We start from the raw sequence: 23,163 nt of genomic DNA on the forward strand, positions 1-23,163 counted from the left end.
TGCCGAATCCGGGGTGGTACCAGTGCCACCCCCTGCACCCCGACGCGGTGCAGGGGACGCCGGCTTCGCCACCGTGCGCGGTGCGCCGTCACTGCTCCCGTGGTGGGTCCGGCAGCAGTCGTGCGAAGGCGACCGGGAGCCGTTCCGGGCCGCGCAGGATGGCGTTCTCCCGGTACGGCGGCGGGTCGGCGACCAGACGGGGGGAGTCCAGGCGGCGGGCGAGCGCGGTCAGCGCGATCTGCGCCTCGGCGCGGGCGAGGGCGGCACCGATGCAGTAGTGGATGCCGCCGCCGAAGCCGAGGTGGGCGTTGTCGGCGCGGTCGGGCAGGAAGCTGCCGGGGTCGGCGAAGCGCCGCGGATCGCGGTTGCCTGCGGCCAGCAACAGGCGGATGCGCGCCCCCTTGGGGATGGTGGTTCCGGCGATGTCGATGTCCGCCAGGGTGCTGCGGCCGGACATCTGCACCGGCGGGTCGTGCCGCAACACCTCCTCCACCAGCGGTGTGACCAGGTCGGGGTCGTTGCGCAGCCGGGCGAGGAGGCCGGGGTTGCGCAGCAGCGCCAGGGTCCCGTTGGCGATGAGGTTGACAGTGGTCTCGTGTCCCGCGATCAGCAGCAACCCGAGGGTGACGCGGAGATCGATGGCGTCCATGGGCCCGCCCGGGCTCTGGCCGTTCATCAGGCCGGCCAGCAGATCGCCGCCGCCGTCGGCGTCGTGCCGTGCGATCAGTCCCTCCAGGTACTCCGCCAACTCGACGCGGGTCTGCTGGAGTTGGTGGATCTCCTCCTCGGTCTGGGTCTCGACCGGGTCCAGGCCGCGGGTCAGCCGGCGGGCCAGACTGCCGAAGAGGCGCTCGTCCTCGCGCGGTACGCCGAGCAGTTCGCAGATGATGGTGACCGGAAGCGGGTAGGCGAGGTCGCCGACCACGTCCAACTCTCCGGGCGTTTCGCTGGTGTGCGCGTCCAGCAGACTGGTGACGAGGCCGTCGATGTGGCCGCGCATGCCCATGATGCGCGGGACGAACTGCCGGGTCACCGCCTGGCGCAGCTGGTCGTGCCGGGGCGGGTCCGCTATCAGCAGGCTCTTGCGGATCGGCTGCTGTTGCGGGTTGAGCCGGTCCGCGCTGATGCGGGGGTCGCGGAGCAGCAGGCCGATCTCACGGTGCCCGGTCGCCAGCCAGGACCCGTCGGTGAGCCGTACCACCGGTTCCTGGAGCAGCTGCTCGTACAGGGGGTAGGGGTCGGCGCGGTTCTCGTACCGGAGGGCTTGGGCGAACAGCTCTGCGGCGGAGCGCTGTTGGACGGCGGAGGTCATGGTGGGCTCCCTCACTCGTGTGCGGCCAGGGCGGACGCCGTGGGCGTGGTACGCGGTGTGTGCGGTGTGTGCGGTGCGGGCGGAGCGACGGGGACCGGCGGGTCGGACGGAGCGGGCAGGCGTCCGAGTGCCGGACCGGTGGGCCGGTCGGTCGCGGTGGGGGCAGACCGGGGGAACGCGGCATCGACGGGTTCGAGCCGGTCGGGTCCGTCGGTGGCGTTGATCACCGGCGGGAAGGGCGCCCCGGCCTCGATCAGTGCCGCGTACCCGTCGAGGACGCGGGGCGAGTCCACCGCCACGACGGCGACCAGACGTCCCCGGTGCCCGTAGGCGGCGACGAACTGCCGCTGGTCGAGGGCGCCTTGGGTGACCACGACCTGGTCGGCGAGGGCCGGCAGGCCGATGCACTTGAGGTTCGTCCCGAACTGGTTGGACCAGAACGCCGGCAGCGGTCGGTGGTCTCGGTGGGCGTGCGGTGGGTGGGTCATGTTGTGGGCGGCGGTACGTGCCTGGGCGACGGCGTTGTCCCAGTGGTCCAGGCGCAGCAGCTGCCCCGGGTAGAGCGGATGCGGCCAGCGGGCGACGTCGCCGGCGACGAAGACGTCCGGCAGCGGTGTTCCGTCCTCGGCCAGGGCCCGGCAGGCCGCGTCGCAGGTCACGCCGTGGTCGTCGGCGGCCAGTCCGGAGCCGGCCAGCCACTCGGTGTTGGCCAGCGCGCCGGCGGCGACGACGGCCACGTCGGCGGTCACCGTCGTGCCGTCGGCGAGGACCGCGCGTCGCAGCCGTCCGTCGGCATCGCCTTCCAGGGCTCTGACGGTGGTGTCGAGCCGCAGGTCGACGCCCGCGTCGCGGTACCAGCGGGCCGCGACGCCGCCGATCACCCCGCCCAGCGCGCTCGCCAGCGGGGCGCCGCTGCGCTGGGTCACGGTCACCGCCAGGCCCAGGTCGCGGCAGACCGAGGCGACCTCGCCGCCGGTGAAGCCGGCGCCGATGACCAGCACCCGGCCCGGCCCGTCGGCCAGTACTGCCCGCAGCCGGTCCGCGTCGTCACGGGAGCGCAGCAGGTGCACGCCGTGCAGGGCGCCGCCCCGCTCCGCGGGCCAGGGCCGGGACCGGGTGCCGGTGGCGATCAGCAGTCGGTCGTAGTCCACCTGCCGCCCGTCGGCCAGCGTCACCCGACGGGCCCGCGCGTCCAGGCCGGTCGCGCGGGTGCCGAGCAGCCATCGGGCGCCGATGTCGCGCACCCGGGGCAGCTCGATGCGGTCGGTGGACAGCCGGCCGGACAGCACCGCCTTGGACAGCGGCGGGCGGTCGTAGGGCGGGTACGGCTCGTCGCCGAGGAGGGTGAGTTCGCCGGTGAACCCCTCGTCCCGCAGCGCCTCGGCGGCACGCAGTCCGGCCAGGGAAGCGCCGACCACGACGATGCGCTCGGGCGCGGTCATCGCACACCCTCCGGCGCTCGCGGGGCGGGCTCGGTGGCCCTGCCCAGGGTGATGGCCTGTACGGGGCAGGCCGCGGCGGCCCGCTCGACCTCCCGACGGGTGCCGGGGGCGGGCGCGTAGTCGTACTCCAGCACCTCCTCGCCGTGGAACCGGAAGACGGTCGGCGCGGCGTAGACGCACTGCCCGTAGTTCTGGCAGCGGTTCAGGTCCACGACCAGCCGGGGCCCGTCGGGCGGGGAAGCGGTGGGATCGGTCGGGTCGGCGGCTGCGCCCGAGTCGGGGAGATCAGCGAAATCAGTGGATCCGGGGAGCATGTCTGCGCTCTCCTCCCAGGTCAGTGGGGTGTGGCGGCGCTTTTCGGCGATCGGTGGCGGGCCCGGCACGGCCCCGCACTTCCGATCGTGAGCACCATCCAGATAGCGATCACTATTCAGACTGTACACGCTATCCAGGCATTGACATAGCAACCACTATGCGAATAGCTTTTTCGATATGAGTGCCGAGCAGAACGAACCCGTACGCCAGCGCCTGACCCGCGCCGAGGCCAAGGCCCGCACCCGCCGCCTCCTGCTGGACGCGGCGGCCCGGGTCTTCGCGCGCAAGGGGTTCGCCGGGGCCTCGGTGGAGGAGATCGCCGAGTCCGCCGGCTTCTCCATCGGTGCCCTGTACTCCAACTTCGGCGGCAAGGAGGCGCTCTTCCTGGAACTGATGGCGGAACGCGGACTGGGACGCGTCGCCGAAGCCGCCCAGACCCTCGAACGGCACGAGGCCGGCACCGGAGAGGCCGCCGCCGAGCTGGGGCGCCTGCTGGTCCACGTCGCCGACAAGGACACCGACTTCGCCCCGCTCCAGGCCGAGTTCTGGCTCTACGCGGTACGCAATCCGCACGTCCTCGACACCATGGCCGCCGCGCTCCGCGAACCACGCCAGGCACTGGAGGGCCTGATCGACACCTGGCTCACCGAGCAGGGCGCCCCCACGGACATCCCCGCCGAATCCGTGGCCACGGTCGTGGCCGCGCTGTTCCAGGGGCTGGTGCGCCTGCGGCGGGTCGATCCGGACAGCGTCCCCGAAGAGCTCTTCGGCCAGGCACTGGTCTGGATGTTCGCCGGCATCGTCTCCGGCGCCGCCCCGGCAGGCGGTACGGACCACAGCTGACAAGTCACCGGAGCGCCCTGCCCGCCTCCCCTTCGGTCACCCGCGAGGGCCGGTCGCACACGAGGGCCCTCGCCCCTCCCACCTGCCGGAAGCAGCCGTCATGACTCCGCACGTGCCGAAGCGCAACCCCGCCGGGAACATCCGCACGATCTACGCAGTGTCGGGCACCGTCCTCGCCCTGATGTGGCTGGGCGAGACCGACGAGCCCGCCTGGGCCCACGGGCTGCGCACCGTCGTCCTCCTGCTGATCCTCCCGCCGCTCCTGCTGCCGACCAACCGCCGCCTCACCGCCGCGTTCCACTCCGCCAGGCACCCCGCCCGCGCACTCGCCCGGCTGATCGCCGCCCGGATCCTGATCGTCACCGCGGCCCTGACCGTCAACACGTTCCTCGGGCACCTGCTGGACCCCCACCCCGACCACCACTTCCGCGCCCTCGCGGTCCGAGTGCTGTTCGTCCTGCTGACCATCCCCCTCCAGGTCCGTGCCGCCCACCGGGCGCGGGATCGTGGCACCCCGCCGTCGGCCCGCCCCACACTGTCCGCACCCCGCCTGATGTGCGCCAAACTGGCGCTGGTCGGCACCGCCCTGCTGGCCCAACTCCTCCTGGAGCCCTACGTGGCCAACACCCAACTGGTGATCGCCGCCGCACTGGCCGTCACCGTCACCGCCTGGGGGCCGAAGATCCACACCAGGCTGCTCACCACTCCGAACACCCCGGAGACCCCGAGCCCCGTCCGCGCCATGACGTGAACACCGTGCCCTCCCCGCCGGACGGACGGCAGACCTCCACGAACCCGAATTCCACGCCCGGGTGCGAGGAACGACGATGATCGGCACCCTACGGCGTGTCCCACAACGTCGCGGTCAGTTCGAGGGCGGGGCTCGGTGAGTTGGTCTCCGCGCCACTTTCGCGGGGTGGTCCCACCTTGGTGAAGGTCACCTTCGCCACCCGGTTCTCGGTGGTGATCACGCACCAGACGAGTCCGGGGGTGATCCTTGTGACCTCGATGGGCTGGGGCAGCGGCGAGCGCCCGGCCGCGGCCCGACAGTCACCGGCCGTATGGGTATCGGGTGCGGCCAGACCGACTTTCACCCGCGGGTTGTCGGAGTTGTACGCGAGAGCCCCGTAACAGCCCGAGTAGGCGAGGTCGGCGTCCTCGGTGTAGGCCAGGGCATCGGCGGTGATGGTGGTGACGGCGGGCTTGTCCAGGTCGAGCAGCTGGATCGTGCTCGGCTTGCAACTCGCCTGCAGGGTGATGGACTTGTCGTGATAGCCGGCCTTCTTCGATGCCAAGGGGTCGGGGCGCGGGTGCGGAGAGGGGGAGGAGGACGTCGGCGGGGGAGTGCTGCGGGGAGTGGGTTGTGGCGTGGCGGAGTGCGGTGTGCTGCCGTTGCCCAGTGCGCTGTCGGCGGACTGGCCGCTGGCATGCATCGCCCACAACCCCAGGGTCGCCACCAGCGCCGTGGCCAGCACGCCGCCGGCTGCGGCCGCCACCACTCGGCGTCGGCCGCGTCCGCGAACGGCCGGGGGTGGAGCCGGCGCAGCGTGTTGGAACGGGGGCGGGTGGAGCGGTGGTCCGCCGGACGTCCCTGCCGGCGTCCGCATCAGGACCAGCGACCCGGCCGCGCCCGCGGACCAGCGCTGCGGCGGGGGCAGCGCGCGGCCGGTCAGTTCGCGGTGCACCGCGACGTAGACCTCGTCGAGGGTGAGCGCAGGCGCCGTGGCCAGTGCCTGGAGCAGCGCGCCGGTGAACGCCGTGTGGCTGGCTCCTTCGGGCGCGTGCGCCGGTTCGTTCCTCGTGGTGGAGGTGAGGGTGTAGGTGCCTGACCAGTCGAGTTGGCCCACGGCGAGGTGGCTGGGCTCGGCCATCGCGGACCCCGCCCGGCCCGAGAAACAACAGTCTACCAGCAGCACCCGCGACGTCGCCCGGGCCTCGCCCACGATCCGCTTGACCAGGTCGATCGGGACGGCGGTGAAACCGGCGTGCGCGGGGTCGGTGTGGACGAGCGCCAGGTGCAGCAGCCCGTTCCCATCCAACACGCCGTGCCCGGCGTAGTACACCAGCAGCAGGTCGTCGGCCTCCTGGGCCGCCCAACTCAGCGCCGCCCCCACGGCCTTGTGGTCGGCGGGATCGGACACCAGTCGGCAGTGCTCAGGGGCGAACAGACCGTGCGTCGGATGCGTCAACGCGGCCCGCAGTGAGCGGATGTTCGCCTCGACGGCGGGGACGTGGTGCAGAGCGTCGTCCGTGAACCTGCCCGTGCCGATCAGCACGGCCCGACTGGCGGGGCCGTGCGGCGACCATCGTTCGATCACCTCTCGGGCCCGTCGGGCGGAGTGAGCAGGCTCGCTATCTCGCGGATCACGGCACGTTCGTCGTGGGCCCGTTTGACGTCGACGCTGATCTTGCGGCCGTTCGGGAGTTCGACGGTCAGCGAGACGTCGGGGCGACGGCTGGACAGCCAGGTGCAGAGCGGGGTGACGAGTGCGGCGACCCCGCCGGTGCCCAGGACGACGGTGAGGGTGTCCAGTGCGGCGCCCATATGACCCTGCTGCGGCGGCCGTCGCAGCCACTCCACCCGCCCGCGCAGCCGGTCGTCCGATACCAGCCACTCCTGCAGCGACCGGAGCCGGTCCTCGGCCTCGGCCCCTTCGGCCGTCACCGACCACCGTTCACCACTCGCACCCGAACCAGACATCAATTCCCTCCGCATGAACAGAAGTTGAAGTCTAACTCGGCCATCCTGGCACGAGGAGCCGGAAGGGGAACCCGTTTTACGGCGGTGCGGCGGTCCCGCCCGGCGTGGGACCGCGGGACCGCTCCGGACGTCAGGTGCCGTGCACGCAGGTCGCCCCCCGGAAGCCGGCCCGCGGATCGACCGACCTCAGCCCCGCAGTTCCGTCAGGAACTCGACCAGCGCGGTGTTGACTTCCTCGGGACGCTCCTGCTGCGTCCAGTGGCCGCAGCCTGGCAGCACGATCGGCGCACGACGCAGGCCGGGCATCAACTCCGGGAGTTTCGCGATGAGTTCAGGCGTACCCGGGAAGGCCGGGACCAGGTCGCGGTCGCCGTAGAGGTACAGCGCCGGCGTACGGACGACCGCGCCCTGCCAGGCGGCGGTCAGCTCCCAGTTGCGGTCGAGGTTGCGGTACCAGTTCAGGGCGCCGGTGAAGCCGTTCGCGTAGCTCTCGGTCAGTTCGTCCAGGTCCTTCTCGGTGAGCCAGTCCGGCAGCACCTCGGGGTCGGTCATCTCGGCCAGCCAGCCGCGGGCCGGGTCGGCCACCAGTGCCTGGTCGGGACGGCCGGCGCCGGGGCCGTCGCCGGACGCGGAGTAGAACAGCTTGCGCAGGGCGGTGCGGGTGTCCTCGGCGAACTCGGCGTCGGCGACGCCGGGCCGGTTGAAGTAGTTCCAGTAGAACCGCCCGCCGAACCGCTCCTGCATGGCCGCCAGCGGAGGCCGCTCCCCGCGGAACGGCGGCGGCACGCTCAGCCCCGCCACCCCGCGCACCACGTCCGGCCGCAGCAACGCGGTGTGCCAGGCCACCGGTGCGCCCCAGTCGTGCCCGACGACGAACGCCTCCCGCTCGCCCAGGGCGTGGATCAGCCCGATCACGTCCCCGACCAGATGGAGGATGGTGTACGCGTCCACGTCCTGAGGGTGGTCGCTGCGGCCGTATCCGCGCTGGTCGGGGGCGACCACCCGGAACCCGGCGGCGGCGAGCGGGGCGAACTGGTGACGCCAGGAGTGCCAGGACTCGGGGAAGCCGTGCAGCAGCACGACCAGCGGCCCCTCGCCTTCCTCCGCGATGTGCAGCCGGATGCCGTTCACGTCGATCATGCGATGCTCAACCATGGGGCGAACATACTCCTGCGCGGTGCGGCCAACGAGGCTCCTGCAGGTGATCCCGGCCGACGCGCCAGGGCGGCCCGGCCTGCCCGGTCAGTCCTCGGCGTCCTCCAGGAAGTCCGCGACCCGGAAGAGGGCGGGCAGCGCGGCCCGGACGGCGTCGCGGTCGACCTCGTCCAACGACCCCAGGGCGGCCTCAAGGCGGTTCTCGTGCGCACGCGTCCAGGCATCGAGCTGTGCGCGGCCTGCCTCGGTGAGGGTGACGACGGAGGCCCGGCGGTCCGCGGGGTCGACGGCGCGGGCGACCAGGCCCGCGTTGATCATCTGCCCGATGAGGCCGCTGACCGTGCTCGCGGCCAGCCGCTGCCGGGACGCCAGATCCCCGATCCGGGCCGGTGGGTGCTCGGCGAGGACCTGGAGCAGCTCGACCTGGGCCATGGGCAGCGTCTCCCACGGATAGTCGGTGCGGATCGAGGCACGCAGGGCCCGGCGCAGGCGCGTGACGGCCTCGGTGAGCCGACGGGAGTCGGTGGTGTCCCCCGGCTGGGTGGCCGGGAGGCGGGAACGGGACTGCGAGGGCATGAACGGCACTCTACCCACGTCACTTGCGCGGGATCCTGGGAGGAGTTTCGGTGTCCGTTGTAATCTCGGGCCCGTACCTCCCGGCAGACGACCGGGCCCGCCGCGTGAGAACGGTCGACCGCATGAACCTGGCGTACCTGCCGAGCCCTTCGCAGGGGGTCTGGCACCTGGGCCCCGTGCCCATCCGCGCGTATGCGCTCTGCATCATCCTCGGCATATTCGTGGCGGTGTGGCTGTCACAGCGCCGGTGGGCGGCGCGCGGTCGGGACCCGCAGGAGGTCGCGGACATCGCGATGTGGGCGGTGCCGTTCGGTCTGCTGGGCGGCCGGCTCTACCACGTGATCACCGACCCCGAGCTGTACTTCGCACCGGGCAAGCACCCCATCGAGGCGCTGTACGTCTGGAACGGCGGGCTCGGCATTCCCGGCGCGGTCGCCCTCGGCGCGTTCGGTGCCTGGCTCGGCTGCCGTCGGCGCGGCATCAAACTGGCCGACTTCGCCGACGCGGTCGCCCCCGGCCTGGTGCTCGCCCAGGGCATCGGCCGCTGGGGCAACTACTTCAACCAGGAGCTCTACGGCGGCCCCACCAACCTTCCGTGGAAGCTCCTGATCGACCCCGCGCACCGGCCCGTGGACACCCCCGGCGTCGCCTTCTACCACCCCACGTTCCTCTACGAATCCCTGTGGGACATCGGCGTCATGGCCCTGCTCCTGTGGCTCGACCGGCGCTACCGCCTCGGCCGTGGGCGCTTGTTCGCCTGCTACGTCCTGGCGTACGCGACGGGCCGTGTCTGGATCGAAGCCCTCCGTATCGACCACGCCAACCACTTCCTGGGCATCCGGCTCAACGACTGGGTCTCGGCGGTCCTGATCCTCTCCGCGCTGATCTACCTTCTCGTCACCAGGGGCAGGCGCTCGTCCGACACCGGCGGCGGAGAAGGCGACGGGGCGGTGGTCGCCGACGGGGGAGTCCCGGACCCCGACGACGGTGGCGCTCCCGAAGGCGAAGGCGGCGCGGACGGTGCGACCGGCGGAGCCGCGGGACGCGAACAGGGCGCGCGGCGACGGTAGTTGCCGGGCCGGCCGGCCCGGCCCTTCGCGGCAGACGCTATGACTGGCCGCGGCGCGGTGCGCCCGGCCCGGGCCCCAGCGGCTTCCGCGGGCCCAGCCAGGCGGCCGCCACGGTGATCACCGCGGCGGCCAGCAGGATCAGCACGGCCCACCGCGCGCCGTTCAGGCCCGTACCGCCGGGCGGGGCGATGTGCAGGGCGAGGGTGACCAGGGCGACCCCCAGCGCGGTGCCCAGGCCCCGCGCCATGTTCACCAGGCCACCACCGGTGCCCGACGAGCCGGCCGGAATCGACCCCATGATCATGGCGTTGTTGGCCGGGGTGAACGTGCCCAGCCCCAGTCCCAGCAAGGCAAGGACCAGGGGCAGGGTCCGGTCCGTCATCGGGAGCACGACCATGGCGGCCAGCGCGCCCACACACCCCAGCGCGCCGAGCAGGCAACGCGCCCGTTCGGACAGGCCCCTCGGCAGCAGACGGTCGGCGGCGGTCGCGCCGAGGGCGAAACCGCCGGGCAGCGCCGTCAGCACCAGGCCGGCAACCAGCTCCGAGGTGCCGCCCGTCGTCAGCGTGATCGGCACCAGCACCAGCGGGCCGAACAGCACCAGATAGCCGCACAGCGCACCGACCAGCCCGGTCGACACGGCCCGTCCGCGCAGCAGTGCCAGATCCAGCAACGGTGCCGCGGCCCGCCGCTGCCGGGCGACGAAAGCCCACCCCGCGGCACCGGCCACGACGAACAGCACGGCGATGCCCCAACCAGGCACCGGGAGCCCGGACGCGGCCGAGACCCCCAGCAGCGCGGACGTCGTCGCCAGCGCCAACCAGCCCAGCCCGGCCCAGTCGAATCCCGAGGAGGGATGGTGGGCGCGGGTCCGCGGCAGCAGGTACTGCCCGGCGACCAGTGCCAGCAGTCCGATGGGCACGTTGACGCCGAAGACCCAGCGCCAGCCCAGCGTCGCGACCAGGGCCCCGCCCACCGTCGGCCCCAGCGCCAGGCCGAGTGCCTGGGCCGCCGCCTGCACGCCCAGGGCCGTCCGCATCCGGTCCGGCGGTGCGCTGGTGGTCACCAGGGCCACGCTGTTGGCCTGCATCAACGCCGCCCCCACCGCCTGCAGGATTCGGAAGCCCACCAGCGCACCCAGTGCGGGCGCCAGGCCGCAGGCCGCCGATGCCACGGTGAAGACGACGAACCCGTAGAGGTACATCAGCTTGCGCCCGTGTGCGTCCGACAGCCGGCCCATGGGCACCAGCAGCGCGACCAGCGTCAGCAGATACGCCAGCGACACCCACTCCACCGCCGCCAGCGAGGCGCCGAACTCGCGCTGCAGGCTGCCGTACGTCAGCGTCACGATGCTGGCGTCGAGCTGCCCCATGAACGCACCGAAGCAGACCGTCGCCACCGCCAACCACCAGGCCAGCGGATGCGTACGTATGCGATCCGGCCGCGGCCGCTCGCGCGTCAGAACCTTCAGCGCCGAGCGGGGCCGAGGCATCGTCGGTCCGGTCACGCTTCCCCCTGCTCCATGGCTCGAGGCTTTACCACGCTCCAATTGTATCGGTGACCGAAATATTTTGTTACCGATGCACTGTCCGCGACGGCCCGGTCCACACAGAGCGAGCGGCGGGGTTACGCGTCATCCGGCGAGTGCCCCTCCAGTGGGAACAGGATCGGGCTCAGCAGGTGGAGGCGGCGGCCCGGTGCGGGCTCGTTGTGCCTCTTGGACTTGATGGCGGTGACGATCTCGTCGACCAGTTCGGCGAGTTCGTCTCGGTCGAGCCAGAGCGGAATCTGGGTGTAGCCCACCGAGTCGGCGGTCGGTTCGGAGCCGGCGCGGCCGAGGTAGGCGTTGAACTCGGCATGCAGGCTCGCCAGGGCCGCAGTGAAGGCTTTCTGGTGGTCGTCCAGGGACATCGACGCGGCCTCGTCGGCGTTGATCACTGCACGCTCGCGCCGCAGTCGGTAGTGCCGTTCGACGGCACCGCGCACCCGCTGCTCGTCGGTGACCTCCAGTACGTCGGCGTCGGCCAGCAGGCCGACGTGCCGGTACACGGTGGTCTTCGGGATGTCGGGGAGGCCGGCGCACAGGTCGGAGGTGGTGTGTGTGCCTCCGCCTGACATGGCGTGCACGATGCGCAGGCGTACCGGGTGCAGGAGCAGGTCGAGCTTGTCCACTCGCACACGATCCCATATCTGCTACCGTTCCCAAAGTTGGGAATGGATTGGAATGCACGAGGAGGGGCCACCCATGTCCGAGCAACAGCCTGAAACCCGGTCGGAGGCGACGAGCGACGTCCCGCCGCCGCTGGGCCGGTTCTACGAGATCGACGGTCGGCGTCTGCTGCTGCACCGGGCGGGGAGCGGCGGCCCGTCGGTGGTCTTCTTGCCGGGTGGCGGCGCGGTCGGCCTGGACTACTGGAACATCCACCACCAAGTCGCCGAGCTGACCACGAGCGTGGTCTACGACCGGACGGACACCGGCTGGAGTGACCGTGTCGAGGAGCCGCCCGGCTGCGCAGAGGTCGCCGACGAGCTCCGCCGGCTGCTGCGAGCCGCCGAGGTGCCCGGCCCCTATGTCCTGGTCGGCCACTCCCTCGGCGGCCTCTACGCCCGCCTGTATGCGACGCGCCACCCGGACGAGGTCGCCGGCCTGGTCCTGATGGAGACCGATCACGAGGACTACAGCGCCTACACGCCCCAGGAGTTGCGCGAGATGCGGGAAGCCTGGGACCCGCAAGAGGCGCTCCCCGACGGGATGCCCGAGGAGGCCGTCCGCCTCTACCGTCGGCTGCTCGGGGAGATGATGGCGGACTGGCCTCGGGAGATCCGCGAGCCACTCGTCGACCGCCACGTCAGCCGAGAATGGATCATGGATGGGTACAAGATCCTGCCGCACCGTGACCGGTTCCATGACGAGATGCGCCAGGCAGGCCCGTTGCCCGACGTACCGCTGATCCTCCTCACCGCCATGGACATCGACGACTTCAAGAAGGCGGTCCTGATCGGCGAGTCCGAGGCCCAGCTGCGCCAGGAGATCGACGGCAAGCGGCGGCTCTACACGGACCTCGCCGCGTCGGTCCCGCGAGGCGAGAACCGCCTCGTCGAGGGCGTCGGCCACGCCTCCATTCACTGGCGCCGCCCCGACGCCGTGCTCCAGGCGGTCAAGGACCTGCTCGGTCGGTGACGTACGGAAAACAGGCATATCGCGGCGCGTCACTCGGATCACGACTGGCGGCAATGAGTGTGCCTTGGAAGAGTGTGTCCTGGGGGAAAGGTGCGGGGGAGGGGCTGGCTGTGCAGTTCAGCGCAACATCACCACCGCCGCGACGGTGACCGCCAGCGCCGAGCCCATGGCCATCAGCGCCAGGCGCCCGTTCCGCGCGTGCGCCGCTGGATACCGTTCGCGCAGCAGGACGGCGGCCGCGGTCGCACCGCGCAGCAGTACGCCCGCCACCACCGCCATCAACAGTGCGTCCGTGCCGTCGGGCAGGGGCACGGCTTGAGTGACCAGGCCGCCGAGCGGCGGACCCAGGCAGGCGAGGACCAGCCATGGCGAAAGCCGTCGCCGGCCGCTGGCCTCCAACAGCGCCGTCAGCGCCAGCCCTTCACCTCCCGCATGGACCACCAGTGCCGCTATGACCGGCACTGACGGCAGCAGGACCACCGTCATCCCCTCGACGGCCCGGTGCAGTACGAGGGCGACGGCCGTACCCAGGCCGTGACCCCGCCCGCGTCCGCCGATCCGGCACAGCAGCGCTCCGCACGCGGGCACGACCACATAGCCCGCGGCTGCCCCGGCAGGCACCGTCCAGGCAGGCAACCCCGCTGTCCGCGCATCACCGAGAGCGTGCGGCAGAAGATCGAACACCGCCAGGGCGAGGAGGACGCCGCCGGCCGCAGGCAGCAACACTCCTCCGCGCCGCGGCCAACGTCGTACCGACCAGGCGCCGGCCAGGGTGCCCAGCGCGACCAGCGCCAGTCCGGCATAGGCCCCGGGTGTGAAACCCAGTGGTGCGAAAGCCAGTTGCGTCATTTCGACGGTCCGAGCGTTCACCGCATTCACCGCTTCCACCTCACGCGGCGGCAGGACTCCAGTACGCCACGAACCAGGCTCCCGCCAGCAGACGCGGTCCGCCAGCCGGGTGACGCGGGGCGGAGTGTGGGGGCCGGACGACAGTGCGTGATGGCATGCGGGCCATGGCGGCGGCGACCGGCAGATCGTCCAACGACGGGAAAACAACGGGACGTTGGCCGGTGTCGCGGCACGGTCAGCCTCGTTCCGTCGTGCGGCCGCCCGCTGCAATTGCATCTGCAAGGTCTGTTGGGTGGCGCTGACCCGCTCGGGTGGTAGCACCTGCCGGATCGGTTCATCGTTGGGAAAGGCACGATTCCCACCAGCAACGCAACTCCGAAGGAGAACACGCATGGCCAAGTACATCCGGCGTGACGCAACCGCCATGGCTACCTGGGACCCGGTGCTGTACTGGTACGCCCGGGCCGTCGGCGAAATGCAGCAGCGAAACCCCGACGAGGACCCCACCGGCTGGGTCTACCAGGCACGCATCCACGGTGTCGAAAAGAGCAGGCTCACCAAGGACACCCGACCGGGCTGGAACCAGTGCCCGCACGGCGGATGGTTCTTCCTGCCCTGGCACCGAGGCTACCTCTGGTACTTCGAGAAGATCGTCCGGGCCGCCATCCAGCAGATCGCCACCCGCGAGGGACACATCGCACCCAAGGACTGGGCCCTGCCCTACTGGAACTACGCGCGGGACCCCGCAGGCGAACTCCCCGCCTTCACCTCGCGCGCACTTCCGGCCGCGTTCCGTGAACCGACCATGCCCGAACACCCGGACGGCAGCGGCCAACAGGTGCCCAACCCGCTCTACCTCCCCGACGCAGCTGTCCCCGAAAAGGACTTCTGGAAGAAACCGCACCGTGGAGTGGGCAAGAACTCGGCCGCCGAGGTCGTCCCCTACGACGAGGCCAGCCCGTACTGCGCCATGCTGCGGAACCTCTTCTCCCTCCCGCTGGGACCTCCGGTGCCCCAGCCCAGCTTCGGCAGCGGAAACACCGACCACGACATGCCGCACTACGAGAAGAGGGGGCCCGGAGTCCTCGAACTGACCCCGCACGGGATGATCCACGACGGTGTCGCGGGCTGGATGGGTGAAGTGGCAGGCTCTGCCCGCGACCCGATCTTCTGGCTGCACCATGCCAACATCGACCGCTTCTTGTCCGGTGCAGCTCGACAGTGCATCGTTCATTGATGGTGACCAGCGAGATGAAAGGTATCCCTGCACGGCAGGTGTGCGAGTTGCGTAGATTTACCTTGCATCGTGAGGCCCGGCTACCCGGTTGGGACGCTGGTCTAGGCAGTGTCCTACGGGTCTGGTGACTGGGCGGCGTCCATGTCGTTCCGACTCTTGTGGGGCGGGGTGATCTACCCGACGCCGAGTGGGCCCGGCTGAAGTCGCACCTGCTGCGGAACGTCAGGCGAGGCGGGCGGTGGAAGGAGCCACCGCAGGGTGATCAACGTCCCCGGACGGTCCCTGAAGGCTCCTGACTGGCAACGGTCCTGCTGAACAGGAGAGGCGCGGGATATGGGGCGAGCACCCCGGCAAGGTGTGTTCCAGCAGCCGAGGTATGACGTTTCCTGTTCGGGCCCTGTTCGTGCCGTTATTCCGTAGTGCCGCGGCAGAGGCCCTCGACGCGGAACCACAGGCCCGGGGCGTAGACCGCATGGATGACGGCTTCCGCTCCTCTCATAACCCGGAGGATTCTCAGGGCCCCGCTGGGAAGTACGTCGTATTGGTAAGAGATCTCGGAATTCTCCTCAACGGTGTCGTCGTAGGAGATATCCGCCCTACGCTCGTTCGCGTACTCCTTTGGCGGCCGATTCTCCACCAGCTTGATGAAGACGCTCATGGGCCAACGCTACGGTACTTTCGTGAGCTTCGCCCTCGGGGACGAGGGGAGGTCGCGGCGTCCACTGGCTGGGGCCCTGCTCCTGCTCACGGCAGCCTGGCACGGGGCGGAGCCTCCTTCACACGGGTGAAGCCGATCAAGTCGAGGTGGCGATTCACCGATGCCCCTCAGGTCGCTGACCTGAGGGCTTGTGCAGGGGCATGCACTGCACGGGCAGTTCAGACGTCGCCGTGCTGTGGGCGGTCGGCGGCCGAAGCCCGGCTGGTCGCCAGCCAGGATCGCGCGGGTTCGGCGGAATGCGTTGTGTCCACAGTGAAGTGGAGTCGGGTACCGCCTTCGCGGCCGGCCGGGTAGCTGCGTTGTTCGGTGGAATCGAAGCAGTGCCGGAGGACTTCCGCGACGCGGCGGGCGGTCTCGGGGGACGCGGCGACGACGCGGATGTCGGCGTATCCCGCCGGGGGTACCGGATCCGCTGGTGCGGGGGTGGGCGTGGCGTGTGCGGACGTCATGATCACCGCCTCCGTCCGGAGTAGATCCGGCGGCGTCCGCGGTCCCCGTGCGGTTGCTCGCGGCGGTTACGGGCGAGGAGGGGGCCGGCGGGGTCGATGGTCGACCGGGGGCGCTTCCGGCTGCTGCTGTCGCGCCACGGCAGGACGCCGCTGTAGTGGAAGCTTGCGATCCTTTCGTCGTGCTGGGCGTTGAGCCGACGAATCAGGACGGCTCCCACAGTGATCAGGCCCAGGATCAAGGCCAGGATGACGGCGATCTCCACTGCCCTCACATCCCTCGGGCGGAGGGCGGAGGCCCGGTCGGGTTCCCGGCCGGTGGTGGTGTGGTCCCACCCTCGGTCTCCCATTCCTCTTCGCGGTCCCGTGACTCCCTTGCGTCGTCGGCCGCTCGCTCGTCCTCCATCAGCCTGCTCGCGGTGAGGAGGCCTCCGGGGGTGGTCGCGGCGGACATCAGCCTGGCGGCCGCGGCCGGGGCGGTCTCCGGCGGGATGATCAGCAGGTCCAGGCGCTCTGCGGTGTAGGAGAACACGAGGAGCTTGTGCGGGTCCTGCTCATTCGTGAACCACCCCACGTGCACCGTGTGTCCGGTGACGGGAACCTTGCGCGGGATCACGGGCCAGAAGGCCGGATTCACCGTGACGTGGGTAACCCGCCCCCAGGAGTGGTCCAGCCTCTCCGCCAGTGCGGGGAGCTCGCGGGAGAGGTCACGCGAGCGAGGCCACCAGGCACCATCCAGAAGCCCCGGCACCGTTCCCGGCGTCAGGGACAGGCGAGCGGGCGGCGGAGGGGCATGCTCGTCGGTGGTCATACGGTCGACAGTGACAGCCATGATGCGAACCCTGCCCCGGGCTCGTCGTCGACGGCCCGGCAGTGCGAATCGCCGGGAACGACACCCGCATGGGCGCCGGTGCGCGAAGTGTTCTCGGCTTCTTCACCCTACTCCGGCAGGCGGGTCCGCAGGCCTCGCGCGACCAGGCAACCTTGCGGGAACGCGGGCGTGCGACGACCCTGTGGGCGACCCGCCGCCGGCCTGCGGAGTACGGTGGGATTACTGCGAGCGCTTCGCCCGGTGCTGCCGGCACATTCCGGACGACGAGCGAATGCGCGGAACTCTCGGAGACAGGCGAGCACCTCATGGCCGATTCCGGCACCCCACGCCTTCCCGGGCTTCTGCCGGATGCGATTTACCATTCTGTGAGACCTGGGACGGCGCTCCTGCGGCTGGAGACGACGCAAGAGCGCGGGGGAGTCCTGGACGGCGCGTGGTGGCCGCGCTCCCGCGACATCGGTGCCGAGCTTCCCGGTCTGATCACTGCCCTGACCGAGCACCTCGGCCCCGTCACGCGCGTCGGCTTGGACGAGAGTGCCTGGCAGGAGCTCCCGACGCGGCTGGCCATTGACGACCGGGTCGTGCGCATCGACTCCTTCCCGGTCGGTGACGACACGGTCCTCATTACCCGGGGCGAGAACGATCACTTCGCTTTGCTGGTGGTCCCGCCCGACGCGGCACCCGACGCGGCACGGGCCGCAATGACCAGAGCCGTATGGGCCGACAATGTCACCCGGGCCGAACAGATCCTCATCGACACCGGCAGCACTCCGCGGACCTGAACGCCTGGGCAGCGCGGCGTACGGTCAGCCGAGGAAGGACAGCCGGATCTTTCGGTCGGGGGTGTCCCGGCCGGTGGTCACCAGAACGACGGACTGCGAGGTCCCCAGCTCCAGCTCACCGCCGACCACGGGCAGCGTGGCGTGGGGCGGGACCAGGGCCGGGAGCATGTGATCGCGGCCGGGGACCGCACCGCCGTGGCGGTCCTGCCAGCGGTCGTCCGCGCGAAGAACCTCACGGAGGGCCGCCAGCAGGTCGTTGTCACTGCCGGCCCCGGTCTCGATGACGGCCAGGCCGGACGTCGCGTGCGGGGTGAAGACGTTCAGCAGTCCGTCTCTCCCGTGAGCGACCTCCCGGAGGAACGCGGAGCACGCGTTCGTCAGGTCGTGCATGGTTTCGGCGGAGCCGGTTGTCACGTCGACGGTGCGGGTGGTGAAGGTGCCGGTCATGGTTCACCAGTACCCGCTGTACAGGAGCAGCGCTGACGGCTGGACGGGTTGTTCCGCCGGACTCCGATCACCGAAGCCGCCCCGCCGCTCGACCCACGTCAAGGGCCGGTCGGTTCATCCCTGTTCGCGACGTACAACTAGGGCGTGTCCGGTGGGTCACCCGTGACCCACCGGACACGCCCTAAGGCAGCGGGCGGCCGGGAGGTTCTGCGAAATTTGATCTTGCGGTTTCCGTGCGCTGGTGCGGCAGGCGAGAGCATGTGACTTCGAGTGCCCGGCGCATTTTCGCGGCCTGTTCCTTCAACTGATCGTCAGTGCGCGTGCTGTGCCAGATGGTGCCCTCCCACTTCACGTACTGGGGTTCGCCGTCGCGCAGGAGGACCGGCTTGAGGTGGCCGTGGAAGAGGAGCGTGCGGCCCTGGTTCCGGCGGAGCCGGCTGAACCACAACGCGCTCTTTTCGTGCCGGGCGAGCCGGTTCGCGGCGACGCCGGGCAGGGTGCCGCGGACGCGGCCGGGCGTGTAGGTCGTCAGGGGCCGGCTGGGCGGTCGCCAGGAGTCGGAGAGCGCCCAGTGGGCGACGGCGTCACCGGTCCGGTCGGGCGGGCTGTAGGGGTAGGTGACGCGGCCCGCGACCTCCGCGAAGAACCGGGCCTGCTCGGCTTCGGTGCCGCCGGCCAGCCGACGCCAGTAGGGGGAGGCGATCAGCGGTGCGAGGGCGACGGCTTCGGGATAGACCGCGGCGAACAGCTTCGAGGTGCTGAAGCCGACGTAGTCCTGCTTCTCCCGGTCGAAGGGGATCAGGACGTCGAGGCGGTCGTCCCAGACGTCCCAGCGGCCGAAGGGCGACGGGCGCCCCTCCGGAGACCACATATGCGCGCAGAGCATGAGGCCGGTCAGCACCGCGTCGTAGGTGGCGGCCCAGCCGTAGCGCCGCAGCACGAGCAGGTGGCGCCGCTGTGCGTCGATGATGTCCGGGAGCCGGGTGAGATCGACGGCGGGGTGGTCGATGTCGGGCGGCCCGATCCAGGTGCCGTGCCGCAGGCAGACGTAAGCGTGGTGGGGCAAGAGCCGCACCACCCGGCCGCCGGGATGGCGGGCGTCGCAGAGGTGGCAGCCGGTCTGCGGCTGGTGGCGGAACATCTCCCAGTTCGGCGGCGGGTCGCGCAGTTCCGGCATCGCCCCGGCCAGGGCGTGGACGCTGCGGCCGGTCAGCGCGGCGAGCCGTTCGGGGACGACGACGCGGCGGCCTGCCCCGGGGTATGCGGGCTGGGTGACCTGTAACCACAGGCCGTTGACGTCCAGGCCGTGCAGGGTGGCCAGGCGGCTGATGTAGGACGGGGGGATCTCGTGCCGGGCGGGCGGAACGGGGTCGGGAAGCGTGCGGAGCATCAGGCCGCGCGCCTCCGCCGCCCGGTCGCCTTGGCCGGAGCGGTGAGTTGCTCGGACTGCTCGGCGGCGAAGTCGATCGGGACAAGGGCCAGCAGGTCCTCGGTGATGCGTTCGCTCTCGTCCTCGATGGCCAGCACGGCGGCGCCGCGGATGAGCTGCGACAGGCTGCCGATCATGCCGCCGGTGCGGTGGAAGAGGTAGTCGCTCATCGCGCTCAGCGTGCCCGGCGCGTGCTCGTGGAGGCGGAGCATGGATTCCAGCGTGCCGACCAGGCCCCGCCAGGCTTCCTTGTCGCCGGTGGTGGCGTAGGAGAACGGGGCGGCGCGGATGACGACGAACCGTCCGGCGATCTGCCGGCCGCGCGTGCCGGCGAACAGGCCCTGGCTTTCGATGTCGATGCCCGCGTAGGCGAACGTGGCCGGCAGCCGCTCGGCGAAGTACTTCAGCTGGTCGGATGCTTCCGCCCCGGAGCGGGAGCCGAGGTTGAGGTTGTGCAGCTCGTCCACCAGGACCAGGTCGACGTGGACGTGCGCGGCGGTGGCGCAGACGGCGTCGACGATGTCGGTGTGGGTGGCCCGGGCCGGGAAGGTCAGCCCGAAGAACCGGGCGAACTCCTGCGCCAGCATCTTCGGGGTGGCCGCCGGCGGGACGGTGACATAGACGACCGGCAGGCGGGAGCGGTCGTGCGGGTGGCGCTTGCGGGTGGCCAGCTCGTGCGCGCGGCCCAGCTGGGTGAGCGCGGTCGTCTTGCCCGTGCCGGAGGCGCCGGAGAGGATCACGCCGCGGCGGGCGGAGACCTGGTGGCGGTTGAGCTGGATCAGCAGCCGGGCGGTGGAGATCACCTTCCGGATCGTCGGGGTGTTCACCAGCGGCAGGTCCGCGTGATACTCCCGCCGCCGCTCGTCCACCCGGGCCCGTTCCCGCCCGGTCAGCGCGGCCCGCTCGGCGGCGGGCAGCAGCTTCGGCGCCGCGGTCTCGTGCTCGACGTAGCGGCGCCAACCCTCCTTCGTCGTCAGCGGGGAGTCCGGCGGCGCCTGCTCGTCGGTGTCCGGCTGCGGGGTCGCGGTCGCGGGCGTGCTCATAGCCACCTTTCGGCTTCGGCGTGGGCGTCGAAGACCCCGAAGGGCACCACCTCCGCGGACGGCGCGGAGTCGGGCCCGGCGGGGTCGGGCGTGTTCTCGGTCTCGGGTTCCGCCGCGGGCGCGGGGAGTGCGGCGGCGGTGCGGGTGCGGCCCAGGACCCGGGCGGTGCGGATGTCCGGTCCGTGCTCGGCCCGGGTCAGCAGCGCGTCCAGGACCCGCGCGACGTCGGCTTCGTTCGCGTCGTCCAGGCCGGCCGCGGCGGCCAGGCGCCGGGCGTGGTCCCAGGTGAAGTCCGCGAAGGGGGCGTTCACCAGCGGCAGGTGGACCCAGGGTGCGGTGATCCAGCCGCCGGTGGTGCGGACGAAGACGCGGGTCAGGTCGTAGGGGTCGTAGTGCACCTCCCACAGACCCCGCTTGGCCGCGTGGCCGGAGTGCTGGCGCCGCCACGGCCCGAGCTCGGGCGCGTCGTAGGTGCGGTGGCCGATGCGGATGCCGTAGTCGTTGATCGCCCGCCAGGCCACCGGCAGCAGCTCCAGGTAGTCCTCCCCGCGCAGCACCAGCGGCAGGTAGCCGGCCGCCGCGACCAGGGAGGCGTACTTGTCGTTCGGCGACATCGCCTTGCCCGGCCGGAACGGGTCGCGCAGGGCGTCGTGCGGCCGCATCTGCCACCCGGCCAGCAGCCACTCCTCCAGCAGGTCCTGTAGTTCGGGGATCGTCCAGACGGCGGCCTGCTCGATCTTCTCGCCGCGGCGGGTGACGTCCCGGCCGGTGTAACCGGCCAGGTGCTGGCAGAACAGCGTGTTGATCGCGGAGAACGTCGCCTCCACGATCGCCTTGTCCGTCGGCGTGCGCGGACGCGCCCGCTGGACGGAGATGCCGAGGCGTTCGCAGGCCCGCAGGAAGGTGTCGGAGATGAACACCTTCCCGCCGTCGATGACCACGGTGTCCGGCACGATCACCGGCTTCGCCGCGGCCTGCTCCATCCGCGCGTCGACGCCGAGCAGCTGCCTGTGCGGCATCCGCGAGACCGCCATCCGTAGCGACGCGGACCAGCCTGGCCGCATCGGCTCCGGGACCAGCATCCGCGCAAGCAGCAGCGAAGCGTCCACCGCCTTGGTGCCCACCGGCCGCAGCACCGCCGCGCAGATCGTGCGGGTGGCGACGTCGACCGCGATCGTCAGATCCGCCCGCGCCCTCACCCCCGAGTCCAGGACCACCATCACATCCAGCGGGGTGGAGTCGATCTGCACCTGTTCCCCGGGCCGGTCCGCGAACGTCGGCGTGAACGGCCCCGCCGGCCGGTTCGCCGTCTGCCGCCGCGTGACCGCCGACCCAAAGGCGTGCCGCCCGGCCGAGAGCGTGTCGATGAGGCGGTAGAAGGTGTTCCGGCTCGGCAGGGGCACCACCCCTTCGCCGTGGGTGGCCTCCACCAGCTTCACCACCCGCCGGATCACCCGCGACCGCGTCCCGGTCGACACCTGCGTCTGGTCGTCCAGCACCTGGCGGATCGCCGCGACCACGCGCGCATCTGCCCGCCCGGTCGCCTCCCTCACCCGCACCAACCGCTGATCAACCAGCCCCCACAACCCCTGCCGGGCGTAGCGGGACCGCTTGTCCATCACCGTGCGCAGGCTCACGCCCAGCTCGTCGGCCTTCGCCTGGGCCCGCTCCACCACCGTCCGCGACACCAGGTCGTACTCCGGCCGCGCAGGTGTTCCCGGCTCGGCGCCGGGCGGCAGCCCGGTCTCCACCTCCACCACATGCCGCTGCCACTCGACCGCCGCCGCCCGCGCCGGCTCCGGCAGCGTCTCCAGCAGACCGAACGGCTCCATCTCCGGCAGCGGCTCGGCGCCGGTAACAGCGAAGTCCGGCGCCGCCATCAGATACGAGGCCAGCACCACCGATTCCGCCCCGGCAGCGGACCGCAGCCGCACCGCCGTCCCGGCCAGAGCCACCACCTGATGCTCACCGCCGTCGAAGGTCACCCAGTCACCCGGCCGCAGCACCGAGCCCCCGCCCGCGGTCACCGGCCCGCCCCCGGCGAGACCAGCGAGCCGGAGTGCAGCGGCACCGACACATCCACCGTCAGCTCGTGCGACCACAGCAGGTGGAACAGCACCGGCAGCACCGCCAGCGGCTCACCCGCCGCCGCGGCCCCGTCCATCAGCGGCAGCGGCTCGGCGAACACCTCCCGCAGCCGCGAGGCGGCCGGCTCCACCCCATGCCGGGGGTGCCGGTAGCCCGCCAGCCACCGGACGTTGCGGACCACGACCGCATCCGGGGCACCCAGCAGCCGGAACTCCCACCCCACCTCGGCGCAGGCCGCCGCCGTCGCCTCGAACTTCACCACGTCCCGCAGGCCGCGGCGATCGGCCGGACGGCAGTCGACGACCACACCCGTCCCGTCCTCGCGGCGGGCGAAGTAGTCCGGCGCGTGCGAGACCGGCCGCCCGTTCGCCGCCGACCAGAACAGCCAGAACGGCTGCGAGGAGATCCCCACCACCGCCGGATCGAAGTCCAGCAGCGTGACCTGGTCGCGCTCCAGCCAGGACTCGTACCCGACGTGCCCGCCGGTGGTCGCCGACCACCACAGGCCCGGCAGGTTCCGCTGCCGCCGGTACGACGCGAAGGCCCGTACGGGACGGGCGTGCTCGAACGACACCGCCCACGCCTCCGGCAGCGGACGCCGCAACCCCGTCCCGTCCGGGGCGACGTACGCGACCTCGAACCCAGACGCCGGAGGCCCAGCAGAACCACCCGGCAGGACCTCTAACGCATGCACCAC

At 71.5% G+C, this 23,163-nt stretch carries 25 protein-coding genes; 6 read left to right on the forward strand and 19 right to left on the reverse strand.

Features of this window, described 5'->3' with window-relative positions:
* Positions 1 to 88: 88 nt before the first annotated feature.
* The 3 genes from K2224_RS32510 to K2224_RS32520 are packed head-to-tail and all read right to left on the reverse strand — an operon-like array spanning position 89 to position 3,068.
* Positions 89 to 1,312, reverse strand: coding sequence for a cytochrome P450 (locus K2224_RS32510; protein WP_221910752.1), 1,224 nt, complete (start codon positions 1,310 to 1,312; stop codon positions 89 to 91).
* Between the two features lie 11 nt (positions 1,313 to 1,323).
* Entirely contained in the window at positions 1,324 to 2,754 is a 1,431-nt protein-coding gene (locus K2224_RS32515) for an NAD(P)/FAD-dependent oxidoreductase (RefSeq protein ID WP_221910753.1), read from the reverse strand.
* A complete protein-coding gene (locus K2224_RS32520; RefSeq protein ID WP_221910754.1) occupies positions 2,751 to 3,068 on the reverse strand; it encodes a ferredoxin in 318 nt (105 codons plus the stop codon). The genes K2224_RS32515 and K2224_RS32520 overlap by 4 nt, the downstream gene beginning before the upstream one ends.
* A 178-nt stretch (positions 3,069 to 3,246) precedes the next feature.
* Here K2224_RS32520 and K2224_RS32525 point away from each other — a divergent pair, with 178 nt between their 5' ends.
* Both K2224_RS32525 and K2224_RS32530 read left to right on the forward strand, forming a co-directional pair.
* Positions 3,247 to 3,912 carry a TetR/AcrR family transcriptional regulator gene (locus K2224_RS32525; protein WP_221910755.1) on the forward strand — a complete coding sequence of 222 codons (666 nt, stop codon included), beginning with the start codon at positions 3,247 to 3,249 and terminating at the stop codon, positions 3,910 to 3,912.
* A gap of 100 nt (positions 3,913 to 4,012) precedes the next feature.
* Entirely contained in the window at positions 4,013 to 4,663 is a 651-nt protein-coding gene (locus tag K2224_RS32530; protein ID WP_221910756.1) for a hypothetical protein, read from the forward strand.
* A gap of 88 nt (positions 4,664 to 4,751) precedes the next feature.
* Here K2224_RS32530 and K2224_RS32535 read toward each other — a convergent pair whose 3' ends face one another.
* From K2224_RS32535 to K2224_RS32550, 4 genes are all read right to left on the reverse strand, one after another.
* Positions 4,752 to 6,188, reverse strand: coding sequence for a caspase, EACC1-associated type (locus tag K2224_RS32535; RefSeq protein WP_221910757.1), 1,437 nt, complete (start codon positions 6,186 to 6,188; stop codon positions 4,752 to 4,754).
* 38 nt (positions 6,189 to 6,226) lie between these two features.
* A complete protein-coding gene (locus K2224_RS32540) occupies positions 6,227 to 6,577 on the reverse strand; it encodes an effector-associated constant component EACC1 (protein ID WP_221910758.1) in 351 nt (116 codons plus the stop codon).
* Between the two features lie 222 nt (positions 6,578 to 6,799).
* Entirely contained in the window at positions 6,800 to 7,768 is a 969-nt protein-coding gene (locus K2224_RS32545) for an alpha/beta fold hydrolase (RefSeq protein ID WP_260693612.1), read from the reverse strand.
* Positions 7,769 to 7,855: 87 nt separating this feature from the next.
* Positions 7,856 to 8,344, reverse strand: a complete 489-nt coding sequence (locus K2224_RS32550; RefSeq protein WP_221910759.1) for a MarR family winged helix-turn-helix transcriptional regulator — start codon at positions 8,342 to 8,344, stop codon at positions 7,856 to 7,858.
* Between the two features lie 122 nt (positions 8,345 to 8,466).
* Here K2224_RS32550 and lgt point away from each other — a divergent pair, with 122 nt between their 5' ends.
* Positions 8,467 to 9,414: a prolipoprotein diacylglyceryl transferase gene (lgt, locus tag K2224_RS32555; RefSeq protein WP_260693613.1), complete on the forward strand. Its 948-nt coding sequence runs from the start codon at positions 8,467 to 8,469 to the stop codon at positions 9,412 to 9,414.
* A gap of 37 nt (positions 9,415 to 9,451) precedes the next feature.
* Here the strand turns inward: lgt and K2224_RS32560 are convergent, their stop codons facing one another.
* Both K2224_RS32560 and K2224_RS32565 read right to left on the reverse strand, forming a co-directional pair.
* Entirely contained in the window at positions 9,452 to 10,906 is a 1,455-nt protein-coding gene (locus tag K2224_RS32560; protein WP_221912093.1) for an MFS transporter, read from the reverse strand.
* A 134-nt stretch (positions 10,907 to 11,040) separates the two neighbouring features.
* Positions 11,041 to 11,586, reverse strand: coding sequence for a helix-turn-helix domain-containing protein (locus K2224_RS32565; RefSeq protein ID WP_221910761.1), 546 nt, complete (start codon positions 11,584 to 11,586; stop codon positions 11,041 to 11,043).
* A gap of 73 nt (positions 11,587 to 11,659) precedes the next feature.
* Here K2224_RS32565 and K2224_RS32570 point away from each other — a divergent pair, with 73 nt between their 5' ends.
* The gene (locus tag K2224_RS32570; protein WP_221910762.1) at positions 11,660 to 12,595 is read left to right on the forward strand and encodes an alpha/beta fold hydrolase; all 936 of its coding nucleotides are present in this window, start codon (positions 11,660 to 11,662) and stop codon (positions 12,593 to 12,595) included.
* Positions 12,596 to 12,712: 117 nt separating this feature from the next.
* On the opposite strand, the gene K2224_RS32575 is transcribed toward K2224_RS32570, so the two are convergent.
* The gene (locus K2224_RS32575; RefSeq protein WP_221910763.1) at positions 12,713 to 13,444 is read right to left on the reverse strand and encodes a ZIP family metal transporter; all 732 of its coding nucleotides are present in this window, start codon (positions 13,442 to 13,444) and stop codon (positions 12,713 to 12,715) included.
* A gap of 391 nt (positions 13,445 to 13,835) precedes the next feature.
* On the opposite strand from K2224_RS32575, the gene K2224_RS32580 reads away from it, so the two are divergent.
* Complete coding sequence (locus K2224_RS32580; RefSeq protein WP_221910764.1) at positions 13,836 to 14,681, forward strand: tyrosinase family protein; 846 nt, start codon at positions 13,836 to 13,838, stop codon at positions 14,679 to 14,681.
* Positions 14,682 to 15,090: 409 nt separating this feature from the next.
* Here K2224_RS32580 and K2224_RS32585 read toward each other — a convergent pair whose 3' ends face one another.
* The 4 genes from K2224_RS32585 to K2224_RS32600 form a co-directional block, all read right to left on the reverse strand.
* Positions 15,091 to 15,339: a hypothetical protein gene (locus tag K2224_RS32585; protein ID WP_221910765.1), complete on the reverse strand. Its 249-nt coding sequence runs from the start codon at positions 15,337 to 15,339 to the stop codon at positions 15,091 to 15,093.
* Between the two features lie 218 nt (positions 15,340 to 15,557).
* Positions 15,558 to 15,848: a hypothetical protein gene (locus tag K2224_RS32590; RefSeq protein WP_221910766.1), complete on the reverse strand. Its 291-nt coding sequence runs from the start codon at positions 15,846 to 15,848 to the stop codon at positions 15,558 to 15,560.
* A gap of 2 nt (positions 15,849 to 15,850) precedes the next feature.
* Positions 15,851 to 16,111, reverse strand: a complete 261-nt coding sequence (locus K2224_RS32595) for a hypothetical protein (protein ID WP_221910767.1) — start codon at positions 16,109 to 16,111, stop codon at positions 15,851 to 15,853.
* Between the two features lie 5 nt (positions 16,112 to 16,116).
* The gene (locus K2224_RS32600) at positions 16,117 to 16,677 is read right to left on the reverse strand and encodes a DUF5994 family protein (RefSeq protein ID WP_221910768.1); all 561 of its coding nucleotides are present in this window, start codon (positions 16,675 to 16,677) and stop codon (positions 16,117 to 16,119) included.
* A gap of 305 nt (positions 16,678 to 16,982) precedes the next feature.
* Here K2224_RS32600 and K2224_RS32605 point away from each other — a divergent pair, with 305 nt between their 5' ends.
* Positions 16,983 to 17,459, forward strand: a complete 477-nt coding sequence (locus K2224_RS32605; RefSeq protein ID WP_221910769.1) for a DUF5994 family protein — start codon at positions 16,983 to 16,985, stop codon at positions 17,457 to 17,459.
* Between the two features lie 24 nt (positions 17,460 to 17,483).
* On the opposite strand, the gene K2224_RS32610 is transcribed toward K2224_RS32605, so the two are convergent.
* The 5 genes from K2224_RS32610 to K2224_RS32630 all read right to left on the reverse strand — a co-directional run bounded on the left by K2224_RS32610 (position 17,484) and on the right by K2224_RS32630 (position 23,163).
* Positions 17,484 to 17,906 (reverse strand): YjbQ family protein, encoded by a 423-nt coding sequence (locus tag K2224_RS32610; RefSeq protein ID WP_221910770.1) that lies wholly within the window; start codon positions 17,904 to 17,906, stop codon positions 17,484 to 17,486.
* A 181-nt stretch (positions 17,907 to 18,087) separates the two neighbouring features.
* Positions 18,088 to 19,296 carry a hypothetical protein gene (locus K2224_RS32615; RefSeq protein ID WP_221910771.1) on the reverse strand — a complete coding sequence of 403 codons (1,209 nt, stop codon included), beginning with the start codon at positions 19,294 to 19,296 and terminating at the stop codon, positions 18,088 to 18,090.
* A complete protein-coding gene (locus K2224_RS32620; RefSeq protein ID WP_221910772.1) occupies positions 19,296 to 20,378 on the reverse strand; it encodes an ATP-binding protein in 1,083 nt (360 codons plus the stop codon). The genes K2224_RS32615 and K2224_RS32620 overlap by 1 nt, the downstream gene beginning before the upstream one ends.
* On the reverse strand, positions 20,375 to 22,405 hold the full coding sequence (locus K2224_RS32625; RefSeq protein ID WP_221910773.1) for a Mu transposase C-terminal domain-containing protein: 2,031 nt from the start codon (positions 22,403 to 22,405) through the stop codon (positions 20,375 to 20,377). The genes K2224_RS32620 and K2224_RS32625 overlap by 4 nt, the downstream gene beginning before the upstream one ends.
* A complete protein-coding gene (locus tag K2224_RS32630; RefSeq protein ID WP_221910774.1) occupies positions 22,402 to 23,163 on the reverse strand; it encodes a TnsA-like heteromeric transposase endonuclease subunit in 762 nt (253 codons plus the stop codon). Before K2224_RS32630 ends, K2224_RS32625 begins: the two co-directional genes overlap by 4 nt.

This window comes from Streptomyces sp. BHT-5-2, assembly GCF_019774615.1.
Lineage (GTDB): Bacteria > Actinomycetota > Actinomycetes > Streptomycetales > Streptomycetaceae > Streptomyces.